The sequence below is a fragment of the Nonomuraea turkmeniaca genome (assembly GCF_005889735.1).
In the GTDB taxonomy this organism is placed as follows: domain Bacteria; phylum Actinomycetota; class Actinomycetes; order Streptosporangiales; family Streptosporangiaceae; genus Nonomuraea; species Nonomuraea turkmeniaca.
Genome location: NZ_VCKY01000004.1, coordinates 36550 through 47952, shown reverse-complemented (window position 1 = coordinate 47952; position 11403 = coordinate 36550). Strand labels below are relative to the sequence as shown.

Genomic DNA, 11403 nt, shown 5'->3' with positions numbered 1-11403 from the left:
CGGTCGGCCGGTCATGGGAGCGGGGTGGACACGCGGACGTTGTCGAAGTCGACGGCCGCGCGGCCCGTGACGAGCTGCACGTATCCGGGCCCGATGATCGGGTTCGGGTCGGCGACGGTGACGCGGGGTGCCGGGTCCGTGCCGACGAAGGCGCGGATCTCGGCCCCGCGTAGCTCGACCCGAAGAGTCGTCGGTCCGGTGATCGCCGCCCCTGTGCCCGTCGCGATGACGCCCGTGCCGGCGCGGAAGACGTCGACCGAGCCGTTGGCGCGGAGATAGACCATGTACCCGGACTGCGTGTAGGCGTCGCCGGGCTGCGCCGTCCGCACCTGGATGCCGCCGAAGGCGGTCGAGGTCGCGAGCGTCCGGAAGTGCATGCCGGCCTCGACGGAGCCGTCGCCGATCTTCAGGTCGTCGACGACGGACTTCCAGCCCGTCCGTGACGTGTCCTGCTGGCGATACACGCCGTCGGCCACGGTCCAGACGCCGTCGACGGCGCTCCACGCCTCGGACGTCGCCGCCGCTGACGAGAAGCTGTCGCGGAACACCACACCCTGGGCATCCGGCACGATCTCCACCTCGAAGCCGTCGATCTCGGTCGTCCCGGAGTCACGCACCGTTCCGGCGGTGAGCCGGCAGCGTCCGGGGAGCATCGTCTCCCGGATGGCGACCTTGACCTCGCCGGCGCCCGAGGCGGTGGCGGCGCCGGTGAGGCACGGTCCCGAGACCGTCACCGCGGCGATGCTCCGCCCCGAGATCCGTACCGCGAGCTCTTGCCCGGCCACGACGCTCGCCTGGCTGGGTGCGGCGGTGACGAGGTCGCGCCCCACGTCGGAGCGGGCCGCGGCGACCACCAGGCGCGCGGCGTCGCGGCGGCTCAGCACGCGCTTGCGGGCGAGCGTCTCGGCGGTCTTCGTGGCGTGGGCGACGAAGGCGGCGTGGCTCTCCCATTGCTCGCCGGCCCGCAGGAGGTCGGCGACCGTGCAGCCGGCGCCGTCGTCGGGGTTGGCGACACCGGTGTCCTGGTCGCCGATGAAGACGGTCGCCCGCTCGTCCGATCCCGGGCAGGTGTCGTCGACGATCCGGATGTCGTAGGCGAGCCGGCCCGTGGCCTTGAGGTCGAGGATGTGCAGGGTACGGTTCCCGTCCGCGACGGGGAAGGCCGACGGCCACAACGTAGCCGTGCCCGCGCCGGACCAGCGGATCTCCACGCTCCGGCCGTCCCGGTTGACGACGAGCCCGGTGACGTTCTCGGCCGTCGCCCGGGACCCGGCCTCCAGCGCGGCGGCCGGATCGCCGCCGATCCACTGCAGCGTGTCCCCCTTCTCCAGGATGAGCGGGACACGTTCGAAGAACGGCGCGGAACCGGCCTCGACCCGCACCTCGAGCCGGTCCCCGAGGGTCACGGACTTGGACACGGGGCTGCCCGCCGCGGTGTAACGGATCTCCAGCGGATCGAGATCGCCCACGGTCGCGGGATCGACGGGGGAGCCGTCGCGGAAGAACGTGGGAACGGGCTGGTCATAGGCGTCGAAATGCACACCGTCCGCCGCGGTCCAGCCAGTGCCCCACGACAATTCCGCGTCCACCGGACGAGTACGAGGCGCGCCGATCTGCGGGGCGTTCTGCCCCTGGACGACGACACCGAGCTTCGGGTCGTAGAGGTAGCTGAGCCCGAACCGCTGGTTGTCCCAGAAGCCGTACTGGGTGTTGACGTGCTTGCCGAAGCCCATGCCCACGACGTAGCCGGGCCGCTTGGCGAAGACGAACTGCTGGCCCGTGGCCGCGTCCGCGCGGTGCTCGGTGTAGGGGGCGCCGGCATAGGGGCGCAGCGTGCCGATGGCCGCCCGGCGCTCGGCCGCGGCCGGGTAGTACTCCTCCCGCAACGCGACGTCGCGGATGACCGACGGATCGAGGTAGGCCCACGTGGGGGTGATGAGCGGCGCGACGGATGTCTGCCACCCCGCGGCGGCGAACGCGGCACGGCGCTCGTCCATCTCCTCCTGGGTGGCCGAGTAGGCGCGGGCCTGCGGGATCACCGCACCCCAGAGGTTGTTGGAGCCGATCGGCAGCTCGCTCGCGTAGTTCCAGCCGCGGTGCCGCGAGTCGGCGGCCGTGTTGATGAAATAGCCGTCGAGCCGCTTGTCGTAGAGCAGGTTGTACTGGGCCCAGTCCAGGTAACGCGTCTGCATCCGGTCGATCGTCGCCCGCGTCGCGGGGTCGGCCCAGCCGGCGAGGTCTTCCGCCTCGACTTCGAGGCTGTAGCGGTGGGCGACCGTACCGTCGCGGAAGAAACCGGCTTCCCCCTGCGAAATCCGCTCGTGGTGGGCGAGGCGTTGCTCGAACCTCGCGCGTAACGCCGCGTCGTCGAAGCGGCGGAGGAGGCGGGAGATGCCGACCAGCCCGCCGGCGACCTGGTTGGCGAACTGCGCGCCGCGCGGCCCCCAGACCTCCTCGTCCTCCAGGAACCACGTGGTCGCCTTGCGCATGGCGCCGGTCAGGCCGGACACCAGCGCTGGATCCAGCGTGCCGTCGGCGTCGAGGAGCTCCAGCATGATCGCGTACAGTTCGAGCGCGAACCCGGTCGCGGCCCGTGAATGCAGGTCGCCACCGCCCTGCGGGAACGATCCGTCGGCGTTCTGGGTGCCGAGCAGGAACCGCAGGGCCGCTTCGAGACGCTGGCGCAGGGCCGCGTCCCGGTGGTACGGGTTCCACGGGCGGTCGGCGGTGTAGAAGTAGGCGAGCGTGAGGACGTTCTCCATGACCCGCGCGTCGCTGGGCCCCTGCCCGGTACGCCAGCAGTTGCAGGTGATGTACCCGTAGTTCGAGGTGCTGTCGTCGTTGACGCTGTTGGCGAGCCGGGCCAGGTTGGCGAGATAGGGGGCGATCTGCTGCTCCAGGCCGGTGAAGTCGGCGAGGTCGATCGTGCTCGGGTCGAGGGCGGCGACTTCGGGCAACGGGCCGGAGCCGACCGCGGCGGCGGGGGCGGCGGGGGTCAGCGCCAGAGCCGCGGTGGCGGCCACCGAGGCGATCCGGCGGCCGCCATGAGCGTGGGGACGTTTCGATCTCATGATCGTGCCTCCAGGACGCGGTGTGGACCGCCACGAAGTTTCATGATCGTGAATCGATTCACGACAGCCGGAGCGTAGTGACGCCGTTGCGGCCGTGTCAACAGCCTGTTACGCGTCGTCTCCCGGGGCGGGAAGGGACGTCGCGCGGACCACGAGCTCCGGTTCGAAACGCCCCTCCGTGTCCTGCTCGCTCTCCATGCCGAGCAGGATCCGGACGGCGCTCGCCCCAAGGGCCGCGGACGGATGGCGGATGGTCGTGAGCGGCACGATCGCGAAGTCGGCGAACTCTATGTCGTCATAGCCGACCAGCGAGAGATCCTCGGGCACCCGGATCCCGCCCACGATCAGCCCGTGCAGGAGGCCCAGCGCGAGCAGGTCGTTGCCGGCGACGATGCCGTCGGGGAAGCCGGTCGCCGAGCGCCGGAGCAGCGTGCGCGCGACCGCCTCGCCGACCTTCGCGGTCTGCACCTCGATGCGGATGATCTCCAGCGCCGCCGGCTCGGGAGACTCCGCGACCGCCCTCTTGACCCCGGCCAGCCGCAGGTCGACGTGGGGGTGCGCGCCACCGATGAAGATCAGGCGCCGCCGGCCCTGGGCGAGCAGGTGCGAGGCCGCGAGATAGCCGCCCCGCTCGTTGTCGCCCGAGATCGCCGGATAGCTGTGCGGGCCGGGCGCGACGCCGACGAGGACGAACGGCGTGCCGCGCTCCCGCAGCCCGAGCAACTCCGCGGGCACGTCGCCGACGGGAGCGGCGAGGATGCCGCTCACCTGCTGGGACTCGAAGAAGTTGAGGTAGGCGCGCTCGCGTGCGGGACTCTCGTCGCTGTTGGCGACGAGGATGAAACGACCGTGCGCCGCGGCCTCCGCCTCCGCGCCCGCCGCGAGCTCCGCGTAGACGGGGTTGCTCATGTTGGAGACCAGCAGCCCGAGCGCGAGACTGTGGCCGACCCGCAGCCGCCGCGCGGCGTCGTTGCCGACGTAGCCGAGCTCGTCGGCCGCCGCGAGGACGCGCCGGCGAAGGTCGGGGGAGACCCGGTTCGGCTGGGTGAAGGTGTAGGACACGGTCGCTCGAGAAACCCCGGCGCGCGCCGCGACGTCGCCGACCGTGGCGGCGGCGGCGTCGGCCTTCTTCGGCGCGGGTCCAGAGGTCATCGGGCTCCTCACTGCGTACGTCGGCGCCTGTCAGCCTAGCGCACGCGTGAATGGATTCACGAAACCGCTCTCCAGGCCGGTGACGCCATTGACATGCCTTCGACGGCGCGCGTAATCTGCCCGAAACGCCGTGAATCGATTCACGATCTTGAAGCCATGGCCCAAGACGGCCGCCGATCACCCCGCCTCCTCACGTCCGGCAGAACACCGGCGGACGCGATCACGGCGACTGCGAGAGGAGTCCCCCGTGGCTGTGCCGCATGCCACGACGACACCGCCTGACGTGCGTGAACCCGCCACCCGCCCGCCTCGCGACGGGGCGGGCGGGTCCCGCCGCAAGGTCGGGGTCCGCGCGCCGTGGTGGTTCGTCGTGCCGGCGATCTCGATCTATCTCTTCGTCGTCGTCGTGCCCAGTGCCCGGGGCGCGGTGTTCTCCTTCACCGACTGGAACGGCCTGCGCCCCGGCTGGTCGTTCGTCGGCCTGGACAACTACGCCTCCGTCTTCTCCGACCGCACCGCGCGGGACGCGCTGGTCAACACCCTGGTCCTGGCGGCGGTGGCCATGGTGGCGCAGAACGTCGCCGGCCTGCTGCTGGCCCTGGGCGTGAACAGCCTGGTCAAGAGCCGCTACGTGCTCCGGGTGATCTTCTTCGCGCCGGTGGTGCTGACACCGCTGGTGGCCGGGTACGTGTGGAGCTTCCTGCTCTCGCCCAACGGCGCGATCAACGAGGCCCTGCGTGCCGTGGGGCTGGGCGGGCTGGCGCACGACTGGCTCGGCGATCCGGACACCGCGCTGTACGCGATCGTCGTGGAGATCGTCTGGCAGTTCGCCGGCTACTCCATGGTGATCTACCTGGCGGGGCTGCAGGCGATCCCCGCCGAGGTGCTGGAGGCGGCCACGATCGACGGGGCCGGTCCGTGGAGCAAGTTCCGCAGCGTGGTGCTGCCGCTGCTCAACGGCGCGGTCGTGATCAACGTGATGCTCTGCCTGATCGGCGGGCTCAAGCAGTTCGACCAGGTCATGGCCATGACCGGCGGCGGGCCGGGCACCGCGACCGAGACGATCTCGACGGCGATCTACAAGAGCGCCTTCTCCCTCGGGGACTTCCCGTTCTCGATCGCGCTGGCCGTCGTCATGACCGTGGTCATCGCGGTCCTGGCCGCCGTCCAGTTCCGCCTGACGCAGAGGAAGGTCTCCTGATGCACGCGCGCTACACCTGGCGGACGCTGCTGCGCGAAGTGAGCCTGATCCTGCTCGCGCTGGTGTTCCTCGTGCCGCTCGTCGGCCTGGTCAACGTGTCGCTGAAGCCGCAGGACAGCCAGACCGGCGCGCTGGCCTTCGCCTTCCCGCCCACCTTCGACAACTACGCCGCGGCCTGGAACCAGGCCGGCCTCGGCGCGGCGCTGGCCAACAGCTTCCTCATCACGACCCTCAGCGTCGCCCTGATCATCGCCTTCGCGGCGATGGCCGCCTACCCGCTGGCCCGCGTGACCCGCGGCTGGTCGCGGTACACGTTCTCCTTCGTCATCGGCGGCCTGCTCGTCCCCGGCCAGCTCGCGCTGCTGCCGTTGTACGCCACCATGCGCGACCTCGACCTGCTCGGCTCGCTCTGGTCGGTGATCCTGATCAACGTCGGGCAGCAGATGCCGTTCTCCGTGTTCCTCTACACGATGTTCCTGCGCGAGCTGCCCCTCGACTACGAGGAGGCCGCGCTGCTCGACGGGTGCGGCCCGCTGCGGTCCTTCGTGACCGTGGTGTTCCCCCTGCTGCGCCCGGTCACCGGCACGGTGGTGATCCTCAACGCGGTCGGCATCTGGAACGAGTTCTTCACCCCGCTGCTGTACCTGGGCGGCAGCGACACCACCACCGCCCCGGTGGCGATCTACGGCTTCGTCAGCCAGTACGTGTCCCAGTGGCCGCTCATCTTCGCCGGCCTGGTGATCAGCGTGATCCCCATCCTCGTCGTCTACTTCGCGCTGCAGAAGCACATCATCAAGGGCTTCGCCGGCGGCCTCAAAGGCTAGCCGCCCTCAACTCATTTCGGAGGCTCTCATGAAGTCTGTTAAAACGTTCACATCCGTGTGCTGCCTTGCCATGGCGGCCGGCGCCTGCTCGACCTCGGCCGGCGGTGGCGCCGCCGCGCCGACCGGGCAGGTGCTCACGCTGGCCGCCGCGGGCCAGGGCCCGGCCGAGGCGGCGGTGAAGGCGTTCGAGAAGGCCAATCCGGGGGTCACGGTGAAGACGACATTCACCGAAGACGACGCCTCCTACCAGCAGCAACTGCGCACTCAGCTGGCCTCGGGGACCGCGCCGGACGTGTTCCGCATGTGGCCGGGCGGCGGCAACACCATGGCCGTACGGGACCTCGGGGCCGACGGCATGCTGATGGACCTGTCCGGCGAGAGCTGGGCAGGCGGGCTGAGCGCCGACCTCAAGGCCGTCACCAGCGACCCGGCGGGCAAGGTCACGGCCGTGCCCGTGACGATCGGCGCCATCGGCGCGATCTGGAACGACCAGGCGCTGGCCAAGAGCGGCCTCACCAAGCCCACCACGTGGCCGGAGGTGCTGGCGTTCTGCAAGGCCGCCAAGGCCAAGGACGTCGTGCCGTTCGCGCTCGGCCTCAAGTCCGCGTGGGTCACCCAGCTGGTGCCGTACGCGCTGACCGCCTCCCTCGTCTACGGCCCCGACCCCGGCTTCACCCAGCAGCAGAAGGACGGCAAGGCCACCTTCGCGAACTCGGAGTGGAAGCAGGCCATGGACAAGTACCTGCAGATGCGGGACTCGGGCTGCTTCAACGACAGTCCCAACGGCGTCGGGTACGACGAGCAGATGCAGCTGCTCGGCCAGGGCAAGGCGCTGGGCGCCGTGCACGTCCTGTCCGCCGTGCAGTCGGCGCTCAACTCCGCGCCCCAGGGCACCACGTTCTCGATGACCCCGTTCCCCGCCACCGACAGCGCCGAGGGCACCTATGTGCCGGTGTCGGTCGGCATCGTGTACGGGGTCAACGCCAAGGCCAAGAACCCGGCCCTGGCCAAGAAGTTCATGGAGTTCCTCGCCTCGCCGGAAGGACAGGCGTTGTACGCGACCGAGTCCGGCAGCAGCCCCGCGCTCTCCAGCCCCTCCTTCAAGGCCGACGCGCTGCAGCAGCCGGTGCTCGACGCGGTCGAGGCCGGGAAGTCCACGCTCTACCCGGACCAGGGCTGGCCCAGCCCGAAGGTCCAGCAGGAGCACCTGACCTCGATCCAGGAGTTGTTCAACGGAACGGTGGACGTGCCGACGTTGCTCGGCCGCATGGACAAGGCGTTCGGCGAGGCCAAGTGACCGGCGCGCGCGTTTCGGGGGGCTCGGCCATGACCGCGATGGAGGCATGCCTGTGGATCACGCCCAAGATCTTCGACGACCTGCGTGACCCCGCGCCCGGCGTATCGGCGTTCTTCGACCACCACGCCGACTGGCTGGCCGACCGGCCGGTCACGGTGGTCTTCTGCGCGGGCAACGGCGACCACGTGCTGAACTACGCGGGCCTCCAGTCGTGGGACGACCGCTTCGACTGGGCCCGCTACAACTGCTTCGCGCTCGCCCCGGGCGGGCCTTCCGCCAGTGCCAGGGCACACAACCGGGACTGGCTGGCCCGGGTGCGCGACGGCGGGGAGCGCTCGGCCAACCCGTACTCCGCCGGGCCGATGGTCATCCTCTCCGAGCAGCCGATGGACTACCGCACGCTGGCCGGGATCTACGCGGCCGTACGCGCGGAGGCCGCGCGGCGGGGGCTCCAGGTGAATCTGCTGGAGTACCTGGAGCCGGGACCGGAGTTCTGCCGCAGCGAGTGGAAGACGGCACGGCACCCGGAGGTGGCCGCCGGCACCGCCGACGCCGGCGGGCACCTGGTCCCGGGCGTGATCGACGTGACGGCCGTGCTCTCCGCCGACCCGCGGCCGTACGCCGCCTTCCCCGGCGGCATCCCGGGCCGATTGCCGGCCGGGGACTTCGTCGCCGCCCAGACGGCCGCGTTCGTCGCCGACTTCGGGTTGGACGGCGTCATGCTCGGCAACCAGTTCGGCCTGGTCGGCTTCTGGCATCCGGACAACGCGCCGCCGCTCACGCCGCAGCGGTCCGCCGGGATCGAACGGTTCTTCCTGCGCCTGCGCGAGGCCATGGGGGACGGCCTGGTCTACTGGATGGACACGTACTGGCGGGCCGAAGTGGAGCGGTCGGCCTGGGGCATGACGGACGCCGCCTACCGGTCGCTCGACGCGATCCTGGTCAGCACGTTCGCCGTGCTGGTGGAGCGTACCGAGATCGTGCCCAACCTGCTGAGCAAGGCCGCGCTCGGCGGACCGCGGCCGCTGCTCGGCCTGGACTTCGTCGACCCGTGGTACTGGTACCGCACCTACCTCGACGACCGGCGCACGTACCTCTACCAGCGGGAGGTGCTGGCCGCGCACGCCGCCGCGGTGGCCGGCGTCTCCTTCTTCGCCAACGACACCTTCGGCCATTTCGTACCGGAACCCGAGTTGGCCCTGACCCTGGAGGTGGCGAGAAAGGCCGAATACGGCTGACACACGGGGTGTCAGAGGTAGAGGGTCTGTGTCGCCGAGCTGCTCGGCGAGGTGCTCCAGGACCGGCTGGGCGCCGTCGGCCGACGCCGAGAAGCGTGTGGGCCGGCCGACGCCGAGAAGCGCGGGGACGTCGGTCAGCCGACGCCGAGAAGTGCATGGGCGCGGGCGCGGTCCGCCCGGAAGTCCGCGGTCGAACTCCGGTGCACGATGCGTCCCTTCTGCATGACCGCCACCTCGTCCGCCAGGCGGAAGGCCAGGTGCAGGTCCTGCTCGACGAGCACGGCCGCGATGCCCTCGCCCCGCAGTCCCTCCAGCAGCTCGGCGACCTGGTCGACGACCGCGGGCGCGAGGCCGTCGGACGGCTCGTCGAGCAGCAGCAGGCGCGGGCCGCGCAGCAGCGCGCGGCCGATCGCCAGCATCTGCTGCTCCCCACCGGACAACTGGTCGCCGCGGTTGTCGCGGCGCTCGGCGAGCCGCGGCATCAGCTCGTAGACCCGCTCAGGCGTCCAGCCGTCCCGCCCGCGCGTGGAGGCGATCCGCAGGTTCTCCGCCACGGTGAGCGGCGCGAACACGCGGCGGCCCTGGGGGACGATCGCCACGCCGGCGCGGGCGACCGTGTGCGCGGCCGCCCCCGCGAGCTCGCGGTCGCCGAGGCGGATGCTGCCCGAGTACGGCTTGAGCATGCCCATCACAGTGTGCACAAAGGTGCTCTTGCCCGCGCCGTTGCGGCCCAGCAGCGCCACGACACCGCCGGCGGGCACGGTGAGGTCGACTCCGTCGAGCACCGTGCTGCCCGCGTAGCCGGCACGCAGGTCGCGCACGCTCAGCACGTCCGCCATCAGAGACCTCCCGTGAAAAGCTCTTCGGCTCTGGCCGAGCCGAGATAGGCGCGCCGCACCTCGTCGTCGGCCTGGATCTCCTGCGGCGTCCCGGTGGCCAGGACCCGCCCCAGATGCAGGACGGTGACCCGATCGGCCAGCCGGAACACCACGTCGAGGTCGTGCTCGACGATGAGCAGGGTCAGGTCGTCCGGCAGCCGTTCCACCAGCTCGGCGAAGCGTTCGGTCTCGGCGGCGGACATGCCGGCGGTGGGCTCGTCGAACATGACGAGCGACGGCTGCGCGGCGAGCACCATCGCCACTTCGAGCTGCCGGCGTTCGCCGTGGGACAGGGCGGAGGCCCGGTCGCCGGCCCGCCCGGCCAGCCCGACCGACTCCAGGTGGCGGCAGGCTTCGGCCTCGGTCCGCCGGAAGCGCCGCGCGGCCCGGTCGAACCGGTGCGCCACCCGGTGGACACGCTGGACGGCGAGCGCGACGTTGTCCAGCACCGAGCAGTCCAGGAAGAGACTGGAATGCTGGTAGGTCCGCAGCAGCCCGCGCCGGGCCCGCTCGGACTCGGCCAGGGCCGTGACGTCGTGGCCGTCGAACACCACGTTCCCGCCCGTGGCCGGCAGCGTGCCTGCCACGGTCGCGAACAACGTCGACTTGCCCGCGCCGTTCGGCCCGATGAGGGCGTGCCGCTCGCCCGGCAGCACCGCCAGGTCCACGTGGTCGACGGCGGTCAGCGAGCCGTAGGCGCGGGTGAGCCCGCGCAGCTCCAGGAGAGGCGTCACGACGGGCGCTCCTTTCCGCGTCCCTTGCCGCGTCCCCTTCTGGGGCCCTTTCCGCGTCCGGCGCCGGCCAGCCCGCGCGGCATGAGGAAGACGACGGCGACGAACACCAGGCCCAGCACCAGCGGCCCGTGGCCGCCGATGGAGGCCGACAGGTTGTCCCGCACCAGCAGCACCAGGGCGGCGCCCAGGCACGGCCCCCACAGGCTGCCCGCCCCGCCGATGACGACGCTGAGCAGGGCGAGCGCCGCCACCTCGAAGCCCAGGTCCCCGGGTGAGACGAACCGCGCCTGCGCCACCCACAACGCGCCGCCCGCGCCCGCGACCGCACCCGCCAGACAGAACACGCCATACCTGGCGAGCGCCGGGCGATACCCGAGCGCCCGCATCCGGGCCTCGTTGTCGCGGACGCCACGCAGCGTCCTGCCGTACGGGGACCGGACGACCAGCGCCACTCCGGCGAAGACGGCGATCGCCACCGCCAGCACCCACCAGTAGACGAACCCGCTGGCGAGCAGGGGGCTGCCGAACAGGCTGATCGGCGGCATGCCCGCCAGGCCGTTGCTGCCGCCCACGGCCGACCAGGTGTCGGCGACCTGATGCACCGACTCGCCGATCGCGAGCGTCAGCATGAGGAAGACGATGCCCCGGGCACGCACGGCGACCCACCCGGTGGCCGCGGCGGCGACCAGCCCGGCCACGAGCCCGGCGGCCACCTGCGCCATCGCGTCCGAGGTGAGGTGGAGGCCGACGAGCACGGCCGTGTAGGCGCCGGCGCCGAAGTAGGCCGCCTGCCCGAGCGTGGGCAGGCCGGCGACCCCGGTCAGCAGGTCGACACTGAGCACCAGCACCGCGAAGGCCAGCATCCGCGTCATCGTCGTCACCGGGTACGCCCCGAGCACCACCGGCACCGCCACCAGCACCGCGAGGACGGCCCCCGCGAGCACCAGCCTGCGCGGCGAGGAGCGGGTCACCTCGGTGGCCCCGGCTTCCGCCCGTTCCATGGTCGTG

Annotated in this window: 9 protein-coding genes; 4 read left to right on the top strand and 5 right to left on the bottom strand. The window is 71.5% G+C overall.

Translation table 11 applies throughout. From position 1 onward, the window contains the following. Positions 1–11: 11 nt before the first annotated feature. Together ETD86_RS02020 and ETD86_RS02010 are read right to left on the bottom strand one after the other, a co-directional pair. Positions 12–3071: a prenyltransferase/squalene oxidase repeat-containing protein gene (locus ETD86_RS02020; protein WP_170222830.1), complete on the bottom strand. Its 3060-nt coding sequence runs from the start codon at positions 3069–3071 to the stop codon at positions 12–14. A gap of 108 nt (positions 3072–3179) precedes the next feature. Continuing rightward, positions 3180–4223 carry a LacI family DNA-binding transcriptional regulator gene (locus ETD86_RS02010; protein ID WP_138664335.1) on the bottom strand — a complete coding sequence of 348 codons (1044 nt, stop codon included), beginning with the start codon at positions 4221–4223 and terminating at the stop codon, positions 3180–3182. A 247-nt stretch (positions 4224–4470) separates the two neighbouring features. Between ETD86_RS02010 and ETD86_RS02005 the strand changes: the two genes are divergently transcribed. The 4 genes from ETD86_RS02005 to ETD86_RS01990 are packed head-to-tail and all read left to right on the top strand — an operon-like array spanning position 4471 to position 8783. Continuing rightward, entirely contained in the window at positions 4471–5424 is a 954-nt protein-coding gene (locus tag ETD86_RS02005) for a carbohydrate ABC transporter permease (RefSeq protein WP_246147520.1), read from the top strand. Next, complete coding sequence (locus ETD86_RS02000; protein WP_138664334.1) at positions 5424–6248, top strand: carbohydrate ABC transporter permease; 825 nt, start codon at positions 5424–5426, stop codon at positions 6246–6248. The genes ETD86_RS02005 and ETD86_RS02000 overlap by 1 nt, the downstream gene beginning before the upstream one ends. Positions 6249–6276: 28 nt before the next feature. Beyond that, positions 6277–7545, top strand: a complete 1269-nt coding sequence (locus ETD86_RS01995; RefSeq protein WP_138664333.1) for an ABC transporter substrate-binding protein — start codon at positions 6277–6279, stop codon at positions 7543–7545. Positions 7546–7574: 29 nt separating this feature from the next. Continuing rightward, a complete protein-coding gene (locus ETD86_RS01990; RefSeq protein ID WP_138664332.1) occupies positions 7575–8783 on the top strand; it encodes a hypothetical protein in 1209 nt (402 codons plus the stop codon). Between the two features lie 134 nt (positions 8784–8917). On the opposite strand, the gene ETD86_RS01985 is transcribed toward ETD86_RS01990, so the two are convergent. Genes ETD86_RS01985 through ETD86_RS01975 form a run of 3 tightly spaced genes read right to left on the bottom strand, consistent with a single transcriptional unit; the run spans position 8918 to position 11396 of the window. Beyond that, entirely contained in the window at positions 8918–9622 is a 705-nt protein-coding gene (locus ETD86_RS01985) for an ABC transporter ATP-binding protein (protein ID WP_211369767.1), read from the bottom strand. After that, complete coding sequence (locus ETD86_RS01980; protein WP_138664331.1) at positions 9622–10395, bottom strand: ABC transporter ATP-binding protein; 774 nt, start codon at positions 10393–10395, stop codon at positions 9622–9624. The genes ETD86_RS01985 and ETD86_RS01980 overlap by 1 nt, the downstream gene beginning before the upstream one ends. Then, positions 10392–11396, bottom strand: coding sequence for a branched-chain amino acid ABC transporter permease (locus tag ETD86_RS01975; RefSeq protein WP_138664330.1), 1005 nt, complete (start codon positions 11394–11396; stop codon positions 10392–10394). Before ETD86_RS01975 ends, ETD86_RS01980 begins: the two co-directional genes overlap by 4 nt. Between the last annotated feature and the right edge of the window lie 7 nt (positions 11397–11403).